Annotated in this window: 12 protein-coding genes and 3 pseudogenes; 4 read left to right on the top strand and 11 right to left on the bottom strand. The window is 74.5% G+C overall.

What is annotated here, in order from left to right; all coding sequences use genetic code 11:
• Positions 1–26 precede the first annotated feature (26 nt).
• The 6 genes and pseudogenes from nrfD to OSB71_RS15155 all read right to left on the bottom strand — a co-directional run bounded on the left by nrfD (position 27) and on the right by OSB71_RS15155 (position 8,075).
• A complete protein-coding gene (nrfD, locus tag OSB71_RS15130; RefSeq protein WP_265948506.1) occupies positions 27–1,139 on the bottom strand; it encodes an NrfD/PsrC family molybdoenzyme membrane anchor subunit in 1,113 nt (370 codons plus the stop codon).
• Positions 1,136–2,155, bottom strand: coding sequence for a 4Fe-4S dicluster domain-containing protein (locus OSB71_RS15135; RefSeq protein ID WP_265948507.1), 1,020 nt, complete (start codon positions 2,153–2,155; stop codon positions 1,136–1,138). The genes nrfD and OSB71_RS15135 overlap by 4 nt, the downstream gene beginning before the upstream one ends.
• Positions 2,152–5,415, bottom strand: coding sequence for a formate dehydrogenase (fdh, locus tag OSB71_RS15140; RefSeq protein WP_265948509.1), 3,264 nt, complete (start codon positions 5,413–5,415; stop codon positions 2,152–2,154). The genes OSB71_RS15135 and fdh overlap by 4 nt, the downstream gene beginning before the upstream one ends.
• 113 nt (positions 5,416–5,528) lie before the next feature.
• Positions 5,529–6,473: a right-handed parallel beta-helix repeat-containing protein gene (locus OSB71_RS15145; RefSeq protein WP_265948585.1), complete on the bottom strand. Its 945-nt coding sequence runs from the start codon at positions 6,471–6,473 to the stop codon at positions 5,529–5,531.
• Positions 6,474–6,605: 132 nt separating this feature from the next.
• Positions 6,606–7,055: pseudogene (locus OSB71_RS15150) on the bottom strand (carbohydrate binding domain-containing protein); the annotation flags it as partial.
• A gap of 48 nt (positions 7,056–7,103) precedes the next feature.
• Complete coding sequence (locus OSB71_RS15155; protein ID WP_265948511.1) at positions 7,104–8,075, bottom strand: fibronectin type III domain-containing protein; 972 nt, start codon at positions 8,073–8,075, stop codon at positions 7,104–7,106.
• Between the two features lie 425 nt (positions 8,076–8,500).
• Here OSB71_RS15155 and OSB71_RS15160 point away from each other — a divergent pair, with 425 nt between their 5' ends.
• Together OSB71_RS15160 and OSB71_RS15165 are read left to right on the top strand one after the other, a co-directional pair.
• Positions 8,501–9,094: a lytic polysaccharide monooxygenase auxiliary activity family 9 protein gene (locus OSB71_RS15160; RefSeq protein ID WP_265948513.1), complete on the top strand. Its 594-nt coding sequence runs from the start codon at positions 8,501–8,503 to the stop codon at positions 9,092–9,094.
• Between the two features lie 119 nt (positions 9,095–9,213).
• Positions 9,214–9,633, top strand: a pseudogene (locus tag OSB71_RS15165) (DoxX family protein); the annotation flags it as partial.
• Positions 9,634–10,078: 445 nt separating this feature from the next.
• On the opposite strand, the gene OSB71_RS15170 reads toward OSB71_RS15165, so the two are convergent.
• The gene (locus OSB71_RS15170; protein ID WP_265948514.1) at positions 10,079–11,299 is read right to left on the bottom strand and encodes a PP2C family protein-serine/threonine phosphatase; all 1,221 of its coding nucleotides are present in this window, start codon (positions 11,297–11,299) and stop codon (positions 10,079–10,081) included.
• Between the two features lie 363 nt (positions 11,300–11,662).
• Here OSB71_RS15170 and OSB71_RS15175 point away from each other — a divergent pair.
• Together OSB71_RS15175 and OSB71_RS15180 are read left to right on the top strand one after the other, a co-directional pair.
• Positions 11,663–13,153, top strand: a pseudogene (locus OSB71_RS15175) (aldehyde dehydrogenase).
• Positions 13,150–13,872, top strand: coding sequence for a gamma-glutamyl-gamma-aminobutyrate hydrolase family protein (locus tag OSB71_RS15180; RefSeq protein WP_265948516.1), 723 nt, complete (start codon positions 13,150–13,152; stop codon positions 13,870–13,872). The pseudogene OSB71_RS15175 and the gene OSB71_RS15180 overlap by 4 nt, the downstream one beginning before the upstream one ends.
• A gap of 47 nt (positions 13,873–13,919) precedes the next feature.
• On the opposite strand, the gene OSB71_RS15185 is transcribed toward OSB71_RS15180, so the two are convergent.
• The 4 genes from OSB71_RS15185 to OSB71_RS15200 form a co-directional block, all read right to left on the bottom strand.
• Positions 13,920–14,492: a MarR family winged helix-turn-helix transcriptional regulator gene (locus tag OSB71_RS15185; protein ID WP_265948519.1), complete on the bottom strand. Its 573-nt coding sequence runs from the start codon at positions 14,490–14,492 to the stop codon at positions 13,920–13,922.
• Between the two features lie 145 nt (positions 14,493–14,637).
• Positions 14,638–15,486, bottom strand: a complete 849-nt coding sequence (locus OSB71_RS15190; RefSeq protein ID WP_265948521.1) for a fumarylacetoacetate hydrolase family protein — start codon at positions 15,484–15,486, stop codon at positions 14,638–14,640.
• Positions 15,479–16,429: a 3,4-dihydroxyphenylacetate 2,3-dioxygenase gene (locus OSB71_RS15195; protein WP_265948522.1), complete on the bottom strand. Its 951-nt coding sequence runs from the start codon at positions 16,427–16,429 to the stop codon at positions 15,479–15,481. The genes OSB71_RS15190 and OSB71_RS15195 overlap by 8 nt, the downstream gene beginning before the upstream one ends.
• Positions 16,422–17,894 (bottom strand): aldehyde dehydrogenase, encoded by a 1,473-nt coding sequence (locus OSB71_RS15200; RefSeq protein WP_265948525.1) that lies wholly within the window; start codon positions 17,892–17,894, stop codon positions 16,422–16,424. The genes OSB71_RS15195 and OSB71_RS15200 overlap by 8 nt, the downstream gene beginning before the upstream one ends.
• Positions 17,895–17,931 lie beyond the last annotated feature (37 nt).

The raw sequence follows: 17,931 nt of genomic DNA on the forward strand, positions 1-17,931 counted from the left end.
TCGCGTCGCCCGCCTCCCGGCCCGCGTCAGGAGCCGGTGTCCTCCTGGCCCGGCGCGCCGTCCGCCTGCTCCCGCTCCCGCGCGCGGCGGCGCTCCAGCCGCTCGCGCTGGGGCACGACCGTGTACCGGGGGTCCTCGGCCGAGGCGATCCCGGCGTGGAAGACGCCGAGGCGGGTGCACGCGGAGGCCGCCAGCAGCGCCGCGCCCGAGACGGCCGCCGCCGTCCGGCTGCGGTGGCCCAGCAGCGCGGCGCCGGCCGCGCCCGCCACGGACAGCGCCGTGGCGGCGCGCAGGTACCTGCCGCCCGTGCCGGTGCGGTAGGTCTCGGCCGCCAGCCCCATCCGGCGCTCCATGGTCTGCGTGGCGGCCACCTCGACCGCCGCGCCGAAGACCGCGGCGCCCCGGGCCGGGCCGTTCTCCCGGACCGGTGCGGCGGCCAGCGCCATGCCGGAGGCCGCCACCGCGGCCGAGCCGGTGAAGACGAACGGCATCTGCCGGTAGCCGTCGTGCCAGCCGGGCACGGCGGTGTCGGCGGCCAGTACCGCGGTGTAGGCGGCGACCGCGGGACCCAGCAGCGCCGCGGCCCCCGTCGCGGTGCGCTCCAGGCGCGGCAGCCGGCCCCACACGTCGAGCACGGCGGCGGCGCCGGCCGCCGGGCCGTAGGCGGCCAGCAGCCAGGAGCCGACGCTCATCGGGGACGTCGGCTTGACCACCCGCAGCATGTTGGCGAACCGGCCCGGCCTGCCGAGGTCGTGGATGAGCAGCCCCGTGGAGCCGGAGACGGCGGCCAGCGAGGAGATCTTCATGGCCCGCGCCATGCGGGGCCGCCCGGTCAGCGCGGCTCCGGCGGCCAGCACGGAGCCCGCCCCGGCCAGACCGCCGAGGAAGAAGTACCCGGCGATGTCCCGGGCGCTCCACGCGGGGGCCTTGATGACCGGCCTGCCGTAGTAGGAGGAGAACTCCGCCTCGGGCACCATGAGCTGCTCGCCCTTGCGCCCGCGCCGCCGCCGGCGGCCGCCCGCGCGGCCGTCCGCGCTCCGGCCGTCCGGGCGCGCCCCGTCCAGGCCCTGGCCGACCAGGGCCTGGCGGGGTGGCCGCTCGCCCCGGATGCCCTGCCGGGTCACGTCACCGCTGTTCATCGACGCCTCCCCGGCAGTCGTCCGCTGGCCGCGAAGACGGCGGCCAGGCCGCCGAGCAGGGTCGCGGCGGCGGCACCGGCGTGCCGCCACATCGAGGGCAGGTCCCGCGTGGTGACGACCGGGTCCGGCGGCAGTCCGTAGACCTCGGGCTCGTCCAGCAGGAGGAAGAACGCGCCGTCGCCGCCCACGCCGTCCTGCGGGTCCTCGCCGTACAGCCGGGCGTCGGTGACGCCCGCCGCGTGCAGTTGCGCCACCCGCCCGGCGGCCCGCTCACGCAGCTCCTCCAGCGGGCCGAACTGGATGGAGTCGGTGGGGCACGCCTTGGCGCAGGCGGGTTCCTGCCCCGCGCCGAGCCGGTCGTAGCACAGCGTGCACTTCCAGGCCCGGCCGTCGCCGGGACGCTGCTCGATCACCCCGTACGGGCAGGCGGGCACGCAGTAGCCGCAGCCGTTGCAGATGTCCTCCTGCACCACGACGGTGCCGAACTCGGTGCGGAACAGCGATCCGGTCGGGCAGACGTCCAGGCAGGCGGCGTGCGTGCAGTGCTTGCACACGTCGGAGGACATCAGCCAGCGCAGCTCGGTGCGCCCGTCGGGGGAGGGCGCGCCCTCGGGCGCCGGGGTGGTGGGCGTGATCGCCGCCTCGGCGGGCGGGGTCCCCGAGCCCTGGGCGGCGAGCGCGAACACGTCCACGTCGCTGTGGTCGACGGCGGTCTGGGCGTGGCCCAGCGGCTTGTTCTGCTCGATGAACGCCACGTGCCGCCAGGTGGAGGCGCCCAGGCCCTGGCTGTTGTCGTAGGACATGCCGGTGAGTTCCAGGCCGTCCTCGGGGATGGCGTTCCACTCCTTGCAGGCGACCTCGCACGCCTTGCAGCCGATGCAGACGGAGGTGTCGGTGAAGAACCCCATGCGCTGCGGCGCGTCGGCGTGCCCGGCGTCGCCCGCCGGATCGGGCTCGACGCCGGCGAGCAGGTTGCGGCCGACGAGGGAGCCGGGGGCGGGGCTGGTGTCCGTCATCCGCGCACCTCCGTTCCGGTGTGCTCGGTGACGCCGGCCCGTTCCTGGTAGGAGTGGAGCAGGTCGAGCAGTGCGGGGCCGCGTGGCCGGCGTCCCGGCCTGATGTCGGCGGTCAGCGCCTTCACCTCCTGGATGTGCACGTTCGGGTCGAGTGCGATGGCCGACAGCTCGTTGGCCGCGTCACCGCGTGAGTAGCCGTTGGGCCCCCAGTGGTAGGGCAGGCCGATCTGGTGGACGGTGCGCCCCTGCACGGTCAGCGGCGCCATCCGCTGCGTGACCAGGACCCGCGCCTCGATCACGCCGCGCGCGCTCACCAGCGTCGCCCACCCGGCGTGCTCCAGATTCCGCTCGGCCGCGAGCTGCGGGGACACCTCGCAGAAGAACTCCGGCTGCAGCTCGGCCAGGTAGGGCGACCAGCGCGTCATGCCGCCCGCGGTGAAGTGCTCGGTGAGCCGGTAGGTCGTCACGACGTACGGGTAGACGTCGCTGCCGGGGAGGCCGCCGCTGGGGTGGAAGCGGTTGTGCTCGGAGGAGATCGCCTGCCGCACCGGGCTGCGCTGCTGGGCGGGGTAGAGCGGGTTGCGCACCGGGGAGTCCTGGGGCTCGTAGTGCGTGGGCAGCGGACCGTCGATCAGCCCGGCCGGCGCGTACAGCCACGCCTTGCCGTCCGCCTGCATGATGAACGGGTCGGTGCCGCTGAGGGCGTCCGGCCCCTCGGCGCCCTCGGGGGGCCGGTAGGACGGGGGCCGGTCGGCAATGAAGTCGGGGTTGTCGTGCCCGGTCCATCGGCCCGCTTCCGCGTCCCACCACACCAGCGCCTTGCGCTCGCTCCAGGGCCGGCCGTCGGGGTCGGCGGAGGCGCGGTTGTACAGGATGCGGCGGTTGGCGGGCCAGGCCCACGCCCACTCGGCCGCGATCCAGTCCTGCTCGGTGTGCGGCTTCTTGCGGGCCGCCTGGTTCACGCCGTCGGCGTACACCCCGCAGTAGATCCAGCAGCCGCAGGAGGTGGAGCCGTCGTCGGTGAGCTGCTCGTAGGAGGACAGCGGGGTGCCGTCGGCCGCGTAGCCGTTGATCTCGGCGAGCACCGCCTCGGCCGAGGGCTCCGCCAGGGGGCCCTCGGTGGGGTAGTCCCAGGTGAGGTCGAGCAGCGGGCGGTCCTTGGGGTCGGTGGAGCCGCGCAGCCGCTCCCTGATCCGCCGGCCCAGGTGGTACATGAACCACAGGTCGCTGCGCGCCTCGCCGTCGGGCTCCTTCGCCGCGAAGTGCCACTGGAGCATGCGGTTGGTGTTGGTGTAGGACCCGGACTTCTCGGTGTGCGAGGCGGCGGGGAAGAAGAACACCTCGGTCGCGATGTCCTCGGTGCGCAGCTCGCCGGTGGCGATCTCGGGGCCGTCCTTCCACCAGGTGGCCGACTCGATCAGCGAGAAGTCGCGCACGACGAGCCAGTCCAGACGGGCCATGCCCAACCGCTGCATCTTGGCGTTCGCCGAGCCGACGGCCGGGTTCTCGCCCATCAGGAAGTAGCCCTTGCACACCCCCTCCAACTGGGCCAGCACGGTGTCGTAGGTGCTGTGCGAACCGGTCAGCCGGGGCAGGTGGTCGAAGCAGAAGTCGTTGTCGGCGGTGGCGGCCTCGCCGAAGTACGCCTTGAGCAGACTCACGGCGTAGGAACGCATGTTGGCCCAGTAGCCCTTCTTGGTCCGCACGCCCTCCACGAAGGCGTCCAGGTCCTCGTGGGCGTGGGCGTGGGGCATGGGGAGGTAGCCGGGCAGCAGGTTGAACAGCGTCGGGATGTCGCTGGAGCCCTGGATGCTGGCGTGGCCGCGCAGCGCCTGGATGCCGCCGCCGGGCCGTCCCATGTTGCCCAGGAGCAACTGCAGGATGCAGGCCGTGCGGATGTACTGGGCGCCGACGGTGTGCTGCGTCCAGCCGACGGCGTACACGAACTCGCTCGTGCGGTCCCGGCCCGAGTTCTCCACCAGCGCGCGGCACACCTCGGCGAACACGTCCCTGGGGATGCCGCAGGTCTCCTCGACCATCTCGGGCGTGTAGCGGGCGTAGTGGCGCTTGAGGATCTGGTAGACGCAGCGCGGGTGCTCCAGCGTGCGGTCCTCGTGCTGCTCGCCGGAGATGGCCGCGCCACCGGACCCGTGCGACTCCGCGCCGCCGGAGGAGGAGCTGTTCCTCCCCGGGCCCGACCGCTCGTGGTACAGCTCGTCGCGCTTGCCCGAGGCGGCCTGGACGCTGGCGCCCTCGTACTGCCAGGTGTGCACGTCGTAGCTGCCGCCCTCCTCGTCCAGACCGGAGAAGAGGCCGTCCAGGTCCTCGGTGTCGCGGAACTCCTCACCGACGATGGTGGCGGCGTTGGTGTACTCCAGCACGAACTCGCGGAACTCGTGGCCGCCGCTGAGGACGTGGTTGATGATGCCGCCGAGGAAGGCGATGTCGGTGCCCGCCCGGATCGGCACGTGCAGGTCGGCCAGGGCGCTGGTGCGCGTGAAGCGCGGGTCGACGTGGATGACCTTGGCCCCGCGCGCCTTGGCCTCCATCACCCACTGGAAGCCGACGGGGTGGGCCTCGGCGAAGTTGGAGCCCTCGATGACGATGCAGTCCGAGTTCTGCAGGTCCTGCATGAACGTCGTGGCCCCGCCGCGGCCGAAGGAGGTGCCGAGCCCGGCGACCGTGGAGCTGTGGCAGACCCGGGCCTGGTTCTCCACCTGCACCACGCCCAGCGCCGTGAAGAGCTTCTTGATGAGGTAGTTCTCCTCGTTGTCCAGCGTCGCTCCGCCCAGGCTGGCGATGCCCAGGGTGCGGTTGACCCGCAGGCCCTCGTCCTCCTGCTGCCAGTTCTCCGCGCGGGTGCGCAGCACGCGGTCGACCACCATGTCCAGCGCCGTGTCCAGGTCCAGGCGCTCCCAGTCCCGGGCGTGGGGGCGCCGGTAGAGCACCTCGTGACGGCGGGCGTCGCCGGTGGTGAGCTGGAGGGAGGCCGCGCCCTTGGGGCACAGCCGGCCCCGGCTGACGGGCGAGTCGGGGTCGCCCTCGATCTGGACGACCCGCTCGTCCTTGACGTACACGTTCTGCCCGCAGCCCACGGCGCAGTAGGGGCACACGGACTTCACCACCCGGTCGGCGCTCTCGGTGCGCGGTGTGAGGGAGCGCGTGGTCGGTGACGTGGCGGCCGCCCCGCGGCCCAGGGGATCGGCGCCGGTGAGCTGCCGGTAGACGGGCCAGTCCTGGATCCAGGTCCGCATCCCCATGTGGAAGTCTCCTCCGCCGGTCCGGGCACGTGGGTCACGGCGCGGTGGGTGCCCCCCGGGGCGGCTTTCACACCTGCCGGACGGCTCCGTTTTCCGCGGACCGAAGGCCGGTGTCAGCCGATCGGGATGCCCGGGTTCACCAGGCCGTCGCCCCCGACGACGGTGTTGTCACCGGCGACGGTCACCGGGCAGGAGCGCGGGTCGTGGTGGGTGATGTCGAAGGCGTACCGGCCGCTGCCCCGCGCGCCGGTCAGGTCGGAGTGGTTGGCGCGGAAGACGGTGCCGCAGCCCCAGCCGGGGCGCTGGCTGTGCGTCTGGTAGCCGTCCTGGAGGGTCCCGTGACCGCTGTTGCCCTCGATGAGGTAGCCGTTGCCCTTCACGTCCACCCAGGAGTCGTCGTAGTGGGCGCCGGTGAGGCCGTCGCCGTAGAAGGTGTTGCCCGAGACGACCCCGCCGGTGGTGCCCTCCTTGATGTCGACGTTCTCGCCGCCGACGCGGGGACCGATGACGTTGTCGAGGATGCGGACGTGGTCGCTGCGGTCGGTGAGGGTGTTCGCGGAGCCGACGTACACGCCCTCGCCCATGCCGTTCCCGGCCGTGCCGGTGTCGCGGATGCGGGAGTTGCGCAGCACGCCGTGGCTGCTGGAGTTGCGGAAGTGCACGCCCTCCATGGTGAGCCCGTGCACGGTGACCGAGTCGATGACCACGTGGTCGGAGGCGTCGACCATGATGCCCTTCTGGCCGCCGGTGACGGTGATCCCGTGGATCGTCCAGTGGCTCGCCCCGTTCACGTGCAGCCCGTAGCCGCCGCCGGCGTTGGGCGTGACGAGCTCGGCGCGGGGCGAACCGGTCAGCGTGACGCGGCGTTCGGCCGTGCCGGGGCGGGTGATCTTGAAGTTGCCCCGGTAGGTGCCGTCCGCCAGCCGGATCGTCCGGCCGGGCACCGCCGCGGCCAGGGCCGCCTTCAGCTCGGCGCCGTCGGTGACGGTCACGGTGTCCCCCGGCCCGGAGGGGGTCGGCGTCGGAGCGGGGGGCGTCGGCTCGGGGCCGGGCGGCATGGTCGGTGTCGGTGTCGGTGTCGGCGTCGGTGTCGGGGTGGGGGTGGGCGCCGGGGGCGGCGGCGCCTCGTCTCCGGTGAGGGCGACGTCGTCCACACCGATCGGGCCCGCCCCGTACCAGCCGCTGACGGTCACGGTGACGGCGCGGGTGTCCGCGCCCGCGGTGAAGCCCGTGCTCACCGGCGTCCACTCGGCCCCGCCGGCCCAGTGGGAGGCGGCCACCCCTTCGCCCTGGACGCCGAGTGCCGCGTAGCCGCCCCGGACCCAGGCGCTGACGGTGTACCGGTGGCCCGGTACGACGTCCACCACCTGGTGGCAGGGGGCGGTGTCCTGGGCGCCGGGGACGGAGGTGAGGGCGTGGCGGCCGGTGCGGGGGGCGTCGGCGTCCGCGCGGGAGTCACCCGAGCAGGACCAGCCGCTCAGGTCGCCGCTCTCGAAGCCGCCGTTGACCAGGGGCGGCTCGGCCGCCGGGGCGTCGGCGCTGACCGGCGGCACGGCGAGCGCGGCGAGGCCGAGGCCGAACAGGGTGGCGGCGGGTGCGACACGGAAAGTACGGCGGCGCGGGCTCCGGGGGCGGGTCATGGGGGCTCCTTGCGGGCGGGGCCGGTGGGGGAGTGGCGGGCGCGTGGGTCAGCCGGACGGCGTCGCCGTGGTGACGGCGCGCTCGGGGGTGAAGGCGCCCCAGTGCCCGTCGGGCAGCTTCGCCCGGATCCTGACGGTGTGCCGGGTCCCCGGTGCGCCACCGACGTGCAGCCGGTGGGTGACCCGCTCCTCGGACGCCGAGGTGTCCCACACCAGCGTCGTGGCGAACTCCCCGTCGAGGTGGATCTCGTACTCGGTGGTCCGCACGCCGGTGTCCGGTGGCACCCAGGACAGTTCGAGGTGCTGCCCGTCGCCGTCCGCGACGGCCCGGAAGCCGGTCGGCGCGGTGTTCTCGCCGCCGCCGGCTCCTTCGGCCGTGGTGAGCGTGGCGGTGGCGCTGGCGGGGGAGACGTTGCCGGCCGCGTCCCTGGCCCGGACGGTGAACCGGTACTCCGTGCCCGGGCGCAGCCCGGTGATGAGGGTGGTGGTGGAGTCGCCGGCCACGCTGTGGATCGTGGTGCCGCTCTGCAGGACGTCGTAGGAGGTCACGCCCGTGTCGTCGGACGCCTCCCGCCAGGTGAGCGTGGCCGCGCGGGAGCCGTCCGCCCGCGCCCGCAGGTCCTCCGGCCGGGTGGGGGGCGTCTCGTCCTGGTGGTCGGGCAGCGTGGTGACGGTGACCTCCCTGCTGGACGGCGAGAGGTTGCCCTCGCCGTCCTTGGCCCGGACGGTGAAGGTGTACCGGGAGGAGGGCCGCAGCCCGTCCACGTCCACCATGTACTTCTCGCCGGGCACCTGCGTGACGCGCTCGCCGTCGCGGTAGACCTCGTAGCCGCTGACGTCCTCCCCGGCGTCCGCCCGGTTCCACATCACGTGCACGGACGTGGCCGTGCCGGCGTGCACGGTCAGGCCGGCCGGTGCCTCGGGGCCGCGCGGCCGCCCCTCCCGGGCTCCGGCCGCGCAGGCGGTCAGCGCCAGCGAGGCGGCCAGCAGCAGGGCGGCCAGGTGAACCGTCCGTCGCACGGCGGGCCTCCGTTCGCCAGGGTGTGCCAGTAATGGTCTAGACATATATGGCACAGCCGGGAGTCCGCGGCAAGGGTCCTGCCGTCACGGCTGGTTGCTCGCGGGGGTTCTCAAGTCCGCGCCGCCGCCGCTTCCGTGGCCCGGTGCCCGCCCCGGCCTCCCGTGCGCAACGCCTTGCCCTCGCCGGGTGCGTGCGCCAGACGCTCGTCCGTTGCGCGGTGAGCGCGTCGGGGCGGCGGGAGCGCACAGCCCGTGACGCCGGCGGGGCGCCTGTCGGTTCGCAGTCCCGAAGCGCCGGTCGGCCGGAATCCATGCGTCGTTGGCCTGGACATGCCGGACACCCACAGTTACGGTCAGCTTGGTCTAGACCTGCTCAACCGACGTCGAACTCCCGTGATTTCAGGCCCCATGTTCAGGAGTGAGGCATGCGCAAGAAGCTCACCACGGCCCTGGTAGCCCTCGGCACCGCGGCCAGCACGGTCCTGGTCGCCGGCGGCTCGGCCCAGGGCCACGGCTACAGCCAGGCCCCCACCAGCCGCCAGGCGTACTGCGCCGACGGAACCGTGTCCAACTGCGGCGCGATCCAGTGGGAACCGCAGAGCGTCGAAGGCCTCAAGGGCTTCCCGGCCGCCGGACCCGCCGACGGCAAGATCTGCTCGGCGGGCAACAACACCTTCGCCGCGCTCGACGACCCCCGCGGCGGCGACTGGCCCACCACGCAGCTCCGCCCGGGCCAGGGCTACACCTTCAAGTGGAAGATGACCGCCCCCCACCGCACCACCGACTTCCGCTACTACATCACCAAGGACGGCTGGGACCCGGCCAAGCCCCTCACCCGCGCCGACCTGGAGCCGCAGCCGTTCATGACGGTGCACATGGGCGGCAGGCAGCCCGCGTTCAACGAGACCCACCAGGGCTCCGTCCCGACGGGCAAGTCCGGCCGGCACCTCATCCTCGGGGTGTGGACCGTCCACGACACCGCCAACGCCTTCTACTCCTGCGCGGACGTCACCTTCTGACCCCGCACCCGGTGACACGGGCGCCGGCGGCCGCCAGGCCGCCGGCGCCCGTGTCACCGCCCCACCGCTCCCAGGCCGTGCACGCGCCGCCCGCCGGGCGGGCGCGGGGAAGGGCTGCCATGGCACCGCCGCCGTACCAGCACCGGGACCACACCGTTCTCGCACTGTTCCGCGCCGTCGTGGGACTGCTGTTCGCCTGCCACGGAGCCGCCGCCCTGTTCGGCGTGTTCGGCGGCACCCCCGGCGCGCCCCCGACCCCGGGCCAGTGGCCCGGCTGGTGGGCCGCCGCCATCCAGTTCGCCGGCGGCACGCTCGTGCTGCTGGGCGTGGGGGCGCGCAGCGCCGCCGTCGTCTGCTCCGGGTCGATGGCCTACGCCTACTTCGTCGAGCACCAGCCCGGCGCCCTGCTGCCGATCGAGAACGGCGGCGAGGCCGCGGCGCTGTTCTGCTGGTGCTTCCTCCTCATCGCCGCCCTGGGACCGGGACGGTGGACGCTGGACTCCGTGCTGCCCGGCGCTCGCCGCGCGCCCCGGCGCCCCGGACACCGCGACCGCCGCGGGGGCCGAACCCGACAGCCCCCCGCGCGCTCCCGCCTCCTGACCCCCTCGCCCGGCCCCCACACCGGCGGGCGGGGACCGCGGGCAGCCGCGTCGCCTCGCCGGCGTCGCCTGGCCGCCCCGGCCCGAACGGCTACCTGCCCGACCTCGACCGGGACATCTGGCGCCCGCTGCGCGAAGCCGGCTACCCGTCCCGGCTCCTCAGTTCCAAGGGTCCGGGCACGGACGCCCGCACCGCGGACCCGCGCGACCCCTGAGCCTGCCCTGCCCGCCCGGCGGCGCGACGGCCTGACCGTCCCGAGGCACCGGGGCGCCGCTCGGGCCCGGTGACGCCGGGCCGGGGCGTGCGACCGGCCGGGGTTCCCGCCGGGTCGGCAGACCGGCGCCCCGGGGGCCGCGAGCGACGTGCCGGGGGCGTCGGCGCCCGTCAGCTCAGCGCGTTGCGGGTGGCGGTGTTCGCGAACGGGTGCCATTCGAACAGCAGGAGGGTGGCGTCGTCGTGCAACGGGGTCTGCTGGTAGGCGAGGATGGCGTGGACCAGCCGACGCAGGGCTTCGGGGGCGGCCTCACCGGCGGCGAGCGCGCGGTTGACGAAGTCGGTGAAGCGGTCTTCGCCGAACTGCTCGCCCGCCGCGTTGCGGGCCTCGGGAACCCCGTCGGTGTACAGCAGGATCTGATCTCCCGGCTCCAGTTGGGCGTGGTGGACCTGCCACCGGGGCCCGGCCGTCAGGCCGGTGCCGAGGGGAAGGTCGGCCGACCGCTGGAGGGCCTGCGGAACGCGGTGGGCCTGGCGCAGCAGCAGGGGCGTGGGGTGTCCGGCGTTGATCCAGGACAGGTGCCCGGTGGTGGTGTCCAAACGGGTGAAGACACCGGTGAGGTAGCGGTCGGGGAACAGGCCCTGGAGGGTGGTGTCGATGCCGACGGCCATCTCGGCCAGGTCGGCGCCCTGGTGGCGGGCGTGCCGCAGCGCGGCCAGGCCGACCGCCGAGGTGATACCGGCGGCCAGGTCGTGGCCCATGGCGTCCAGGATGGTGGCGTGCAGGACTCCGTGGTTGAGGGAGTGGTCGAAGGCGTCGCCGCCGAGGTCGTACGCGGGCTCCAGCACCGCGCTGGAGGTCACCAGGTCGTTGCCCACGGTCCGGGGCGGCAGGTGGGCCCAGACCATCTCCGCCGGCATCCGCATCGGCCGGGTGCGCTGCAGCCGTCCGAAGACGTCGCTGTAGGCGGCCTTGTCCAGCACGAGCAGTGTGGCCAGGGAGGCTACGGAGTGGCAGCGATCGAGCATCGCCGCATCCAGCCTGGCGGTCTGGAAGGCCATCGCCCCGAACCGCTCGACGCCGTCCAGCATCGGCATCCACACGGTGAGCTGGCCGGCGTCGTCGCGGGTGATGCGCGGGGAGGACGTGCGGTAGGCCCAGCCGGCCAGTGAGCTGTCGATCGGCAGGTGCGCCGGCGCGTGCGCTTCCGTGGGCTCGGTGAGTTCCACCAGCACCCGCTGCTGCATGTCGGCGAGGTAGACGGTGATGTCGCTGAAACCCATGGCGGCGCAGCGCGAGCGCAGCAGCGTCGGCAGGTCCTCGGGCGCGAGCCGGTGGATCTCGCGCAGCATGTGCCCCGGCACCGCGTCGGCGTCCGTCTCGTCCGTCACTGCCGCACCTGCCCTTCCGTCGCCTCCGGCGCGCCGCGCTGACCCCGGCGCCGCCTTCCACCCCACCGCACCGACCCGGTCCGTGCCACACGGGCGGGTGCGGGGGAGTGCCGGGCGTGGCGCGGGGCGTCCGGCACGCACCCCGCCCGCGTGGCCGCCCAGATGCCAGGGACGCCTCCGCGCGCCCGGGGCCGGGCGCGGGCGGCGCGGGCCACGGGGCGGGAGGGGGAGGAGCGCCGGAACGGCGAGCGCACCCCTTTGGGGTCGGACGGTGCCGCGGGGACCCGTGCGCGCCCGCCCTTGCCGGTACCGCCCGCACGCAATATTGTTTGGCCTCAAACGAATGCGTTGGAGGCACCGCCCATGCTGGAGACCACCCACGACACGTGGCTGCGCCGTGCCGGGGAGCTGGCCCACCCCGTCCACCACCACATCGACGGCGCGGCCGAGCCAGGCGGCGGGGCGGCGTTCACGGTGGTCTCCCCCCGGGACGGCAGCACGCTGGCCGAGGTGGCCGACGGCGGGGCCGCCGAGGTGGACCTCGCCGTGGCGGCGGCGCGGCGGGCCTTCGACCAAGGCCCGTGGCCCCGGATGGCGCCCGCCGACCGCGGCCGCGTCCTGCTGCGCCTGGCCGAGCTGGTCGAGGAGTGCCGCGAACGGCTCGCGCTGACCGTCAGCCTGGAGATGGGCAAGCCCATCACCGACGCCTGCGCGGTCGAACTGCGCGCGGTGGCCGCCACCTTCCGCTGGTACGGCCAGGTGGCGGACAAGCTCGCCGACACCTCCCCGCACACCGGTACGGACTCGCTCGCCCTGGTCACCCGGTAGCCCGCCGGGGTGGTCGGCGCGGTCGTGCCCTGGAACTTCCCGCTCACCCTCGCCTCCTGGAAGGTGGCCCCGGCCCTGGCCGCTGGGTGCGCGGTCGTCCTGAAGCCGTCGGAGTCCGCACCGCTGTCGGCGCTCGTGCTGGCGGAGCTGGCACAGGAGGCGGGGCTGCCGCCGGGCGTCCTCAACGTCGTCTGCGGCGACGGCCCGACGGCGGGGCGGGCGCTGGGCCTGCACCCCGGGGTGGACGTGCTGGCCTTCACCGGGTCCACCGAGGTGGGCCGGCACTTCCTGCGCTACGCGGCCGACTCCAACCTCAAACGCGTCTGGCTCGAACTGGGCGGCAAGTCGCCCAACATCATCCTGCCCGACGCCCCGGACCTGGAACGGGCCGCGGCGACCGCCGCCTGGGGCGTCTTCTTCAACCAGGGCGAGATGTGCACCGCCCCCTCCCGGCTGCTGGTGCACTCCTCCGTCGCCGAGCACGTCGTCGACGCCGTGGTGGAACGGGCGCGCACCCTGCGGGTCGGCGACCCGCTGGACCCGGCGACCGAGATGGGCCCGCTGGTCGGCGAGGACCACCTGCGCCGCGTGCTGGCCCGCGTGGCAGCCGGGAGCGAGGACGGCGCCCGGCTGCGCGCCGGGGGCGCGCGGACCCTGACCGGCACGGGCGGCAGCTTCCTGGAACCCACCGTGTTCGACCGGGTCGACCCCGCGTCCCGGCTGGCCCGCGAGGAGGTCTTCGGACCGGTCCTGTCGGTGTTCGTCTTCGACGAGCCGGACGAGGCGGTGGCGCTGGCCAACGCGACGGACTACGGGCTGGCGGCCGGGGTGTGGACCTCCGACCTGAGCACGGCCCACCGGATGTCCCGAGCCCTGCGGGCCGGCACGGTATGGGTCAACTGCTACGAGGAAGGGGACCTGAGCGTGCCCTTCGGCGGGATGAAGCAGTCCGGCAACGGCCGGGACAAGTCCGTCCACGCGTGGGAGAAGTACACCGAGCTCAAGACCACCTGGGTGCGGCTGTGAGGCCCCTGGTCGCGGTCCCGGCGCGCTTCGCCGCCTCCGCCTCGGCGCTGCGCCACGCCGCGGAGGTGACCGCCCGGGCACTGGCGGAAGCGGTCTGGCGGGCGGGCGGCGAACCGGTGACCGTCCACCCGCACGCCCCCGGCGGCACGGCGGACCCCGGCGAGGTCGCCGCCCGGCTCGCCCGCTTCGACGGCGTGCTGCTGCCCGGCGGCGGTGACGTGGCTCCGCACCGCTACGGTGCGGCCGTAGCGCACGCGAGCGTCTACGACGTGGACGACGTGCAGGACGGCTTCGACCTGGCGGTGGCACGCCGGGCGCTGGCCACGGGGATGCCGCTGCTCGCCGTCTGCCGCGGCCTGCAGGTCGTCAACGTCGCGCTGGGCGGCTCCCTGGAACAGGACATGGGCGGCCCGGTCGGCGAGCACCGTCACCGGGTGCACCCGGTGACGGTGTGCCGCGGCTCCCTGCTGGCCGGGGCGACGGGCGCCGGGACGGTCGCCGCTTCCTGCTACCACCATCAGCGGGTGGCCCGCCGGGGGGCGGGGCTGACCGTCGCCGCGCGGGCCGCCGACGGCACGGTGGAGGCGCTCGAACTGCCCGGCGCGTCCGGCTGGTTCACCGCCGTGCAGTGGCACCCGGAGGACACCGCGGCGCACGACCGGGCGCAGCAGGGCCTGTTCGACGCCCTGGTGCGCGCCGCGCGGGCGGCACGCGGCTGAGGCGCCGCCCGGGTCCGCCGCGCTCGCGCGGGCGGTGGCCGGCGCGGTCAGGAGCGGGGACGCCGCCCGCTGCGCCGGGGCGCCGGGGCGGCGCCGTCCAGCAGGGCCAGGCGCCGCTCCTCCCCGTGGGCCTCCACCTGGAGCACGACGCGCCGCAGCACGTCGGCGGTGCGGCGGCACTCCTCGTCGCTGAGCTGGCCGACGACCCACGCCTCCTCCTCGTTGAACTCCGGGAAGAGCCGTCGCATCAGCGTCTCGCCCTCCTCGGTGAGACTGAGCACGGCGAGCCGGCCGTCGGTGGGGTGCCCGGAGCGCCGGACGAGCCCGCGCGTCTGGAGGGTGCGGGCGACGCCGGTGAGGGTGCCCTTGGAGATGCCGGCCTCCTCGGCCACGCGGCGGGTCTCCGATGCGCCCCAGATCCACACCACCCACAGGACGACGAAGGCCGTCCACGTCAGCTCCGCCTCGCGCAGAACGGAGTTCTCCAGGTGCTGCCGGACGGCGGCGGCGGCGCGGTGCATGTTGGCCACCACGGCCATCTGCTCGCGCCGCACGCGGATGCCGCCGAGCTTCTCCTCGACCAGCTTCTCGGCTTCGGTGATGGATCGCTGGCCGGGCACAGGCATTCCTCCGTCGGCGGGTGACCGTTCGGGACCGAATTGTACGGCCGCGCGGGCCGGGGCCGCCGCTGGCCCGCGCGGCCCCGGTCGGCCCTGGCTCGCCCGGGGCGTCGCGGGGCCGCCGCCGCGGGAGCGGCCGGGGCCGTCAGGAGCGCCGGGGCGGCCGGACGCCGCGCAGTTCCCAGTCCCCGCCGAGCGCGGTGGAGCGCACCTCCTCCGACTCCGTGGGCTGTGCTCCGACGTCGGTGCGGACGGGGACGGGGCCGGTCGCGATGTGGTTGACCAGCCGTCCCAGCCCCTCCACCTCGACCTCGACCACGTCGCCGGGGCGTACCGGCCGGGAGTTGGCCGGGGTGCCGGAGAGCAGGACGTCACCGGGGCACAGGGTGATGGTGCGGGCGATGTCCGCGACGAGGTAGTGCATGTCCCACTCCATCTCGTCGGTGGAACCGTCCTGCACCACCTCCCCGTTGACGTAGGTGCGCAGCGACTTGCCGCGGAAGTCCCAGTCGGTGACCAGGCCGGGGCCCAGCGGACACAGGGTGTCCGACCCCTTGACGCGCAGCATGGAGCCCGCGTCGGTGTCGCGGAAGTCGTGCAGGCCGTAGTCGTTGGCCACCGTGTACCCCGCGATGTAGGCACCGGCCTCGCCGGGGGCGATGTTGCGGCACGTCCGGCCGATGACGATGGCGACCTCGCCCTCGTAGTTGAGCCAGGCGCAGCCGGCGGGGCGGACGACGGCCCCCCGGTGCGCGTTGAGCGCCGAGACGGGCTTGTGGAAGTAGGTCGGCGCCGGGCCGAGCGGGATGCCGAACTCCTCCACGCGGCTGCGGTGGTTGAGGTGGACCGCGATCACCTTTGTGGGGGTGACGGGCGGCAGGTGCGTCGCCTCGCTGGCCCGCACCCGGCGGCCGTCGCCGGCGACGAGGTCGTCTCCGGCCGTGACGGTCTGGACGACGGCGCCGTCCAGGAGGATGCGGCGGTACTCAGGCATGGGCGGTCTCCCCGCTCGGGACGGACGTGGTGGCGGGGCGGCTCGCGGACGCGGACGCCGGTGCGGTCCAGCCGCCCGCGGGGCGGTCGAACCACAGGTGCGCCTGCCCGGTGCCGACCGAGTTCTCGTAGGCGCCGTACTGGCGGGCGCGCGCCGTGCAGCGGCTCTCGCCCAGGGCGCCCGCCAGCATCAGGTAGTGGGAGAAGCCCGCTTCGGGCCGGTGGACGCGGAACTCCGGCATGGTGCGCAGGACCTCGTCGTGGCGGCCCTCGGTGAACCAGGCGATGCGCCGCAGGTCGGCCTCCCGCGCCTCGGGGGAGAAGATGTGCACGGGGTCGCTGGCCTCGTGGTCGCGCAGTTCGCGCAGCGGCCAGAAGGTGTGCGACAGGGCTCCGGAGGCGATGAGGAGCACCTTGCGGTCGGTCGCCGCGATGCCGTCGGCCAGGGCGCGGCCCAGGCGCAGGTGGTCCTCGACGTCGCCGGTCTGGCAGACGCCGATGGACACCCACCGCTTGTCGGGCAGCCCTTCGCCGAGGTACTTCCACAGGTTGAGGGTGGCGTAGTAGACGGGCAGGTACGGGTCGTCGATGGGGGTGATCCAGGTGCCGTGCTCCGCGGCGAAGGAGGCCACGCTGCGGGCCAGTTCGGGGTCGCCGGGGTAGTCGTAGGGCATGCGGCACATGCCGCGCGGCAGTTCCTCGGAGGTGTAGAGCCCGGCGCGGCGCGGCTGGGCGGTGACGACGAACTCCACGGTGGTGGCCCAGTGCGAGTCCAGGACGACGACGGTGTCGTAGTCCGCCGTGGCGAACACGTCCTCGCGCAGCCGGCGCAGGCCGGTCACCAGGGTGGTCTCCTGGCCCTCGTTGAGCTCGCGGCGGGTGTGTTCGGGCAGGACGATGGTGGGCACGTGCGCGAGCAGGCCCGCGCCGACGATCTCACCCATGGCGCGACCACCCTCCGGGTGCGGTGACGGCGTTCTTCAGGTCGCAGTAGAAGTCGAAGCTCCAGTTGCCGCCCTCCCGGCCGACGCCCGAGTGCCGGGAGCCGCCGAAGGGTGCCCGCAGGTCGCGGACGAAGAAGCAGTTGACCCAGACGGTGCCCGCGACGAGCTGCCGGGTGACGCGTTCGGCCCGGTCGCGGTCGCCGGTGGCGAGGGTGGCGGCCAGGCCGAAGCGGGTGCCGTTGGCGAGGTCGACGGCCTGCTGTTCCCCGGTGAAGGTCTGCAGGGTCAGCACGGGGCCGAAGACCTCCTCCTGGACGATCTCGGAGTCCTGGGCGACGTCGGCGAGCAGGGTGGGCCGGTAGTGCAGGCCGCCGAGTCCGGGGTGCGGACCGCCGCCCACGACGGCGCGGGCCCCGGCGTCCAGGGCGCGCCGCACGAAACCGTCGATCCGCTCCAGTTGGCGGGGGTGGACGACGGGGCCGAGGTCGGTGGTCTCCTCGCGCGGGTCGCCCTGGACGAGCGCGTCGGCCCGCCGCGCGAACCGGCGGGTGAACTCCTCGGCGACGGAGGACTCCACCAGGATGCGGCTGGCCGCCAGGCAGACCTGGCCGGCGTTGTCGTACTGGCCGACGGCCAGCTCCACGGCCAGGTCGAGGTCGGCGTCGGCGAAGACCAGCAGCGGTGACTTCCCGCCCAGTTCGAGGCTGAGGGGGGTGAGGTTGGCCGCGGCAGCCCGGGCGATGCGCCGCGCGGTGGGCACGGAGCCGGTGAAGCTGATCCGCCGGATGTCCGGGTGGGCCGCGAGGGCGGCACCGGCCTCGGCCCCGTGGCCCTGGACGACGTTGAGTACGCCGTCGGGCAGTCCCGCTCCGGCGGCGATGTCGGCCAGCAGGGAGGCGGTCAGCGGCGACCACTCGGCCGGTTTGAGCACCACCGTGTTGCCCGCGGCCAGGGCGGGGGCGACCTTCCAGGTGGCCAGCATCAGGGGCGCGTTCCACGGAGTGATCAGCGCGCAGGGGCCGGCCGGGTCCCAGGAGACGTGGTTGGTGTGGCCCCGGGTGTCGAAGTCCTGGTGTTCCAGGGCGAGCAGCCAGTCGGCGAAGAACCGGAAGTTGTGCGCCACCCGGGGCATCACGCCCCGGCGGTGCGAGCGCAGGAGGGCGCCGTTGTCCGCGGTCTCGACGCGGGCCAGTTCCTCCAGCCGCCGCTCCACACCGTCGGCGAGTGCGTGCAGGAGGCGGGCCCGTTCGGCCCGCGGGGTGGCGGCCCAGCCGGGGAAGGCGTCCCGGGCGGCGGCCACGGCGGCTTCGATCTCCGGGGCGCCGCCGCGCGCCACCCGGGCGAGGGTGCGGCCGTCCAGGGGCGAGGGATCGGTGAACGTCTCACCGGAGGCGACGCGCCGGCCGCCGATCCAGTGGCGGGTGTCGACGGCGACGCCTTCGACGGTGGCGGTGTGTTCGGACATGTGCGGTGCTCCAGTCGGCGGGCGCGGGGTGTCGTAC

The sequence above is a fragment of the Streptomyces marinisediminis genome (genome assembly GCF_026262575.1).
GTDB lineage: Bacteria > Actinomycetota > Actinomycetes > Streptomycetales > Streptomycetaceae > Streptomyces > Streptomyces marinisediminis.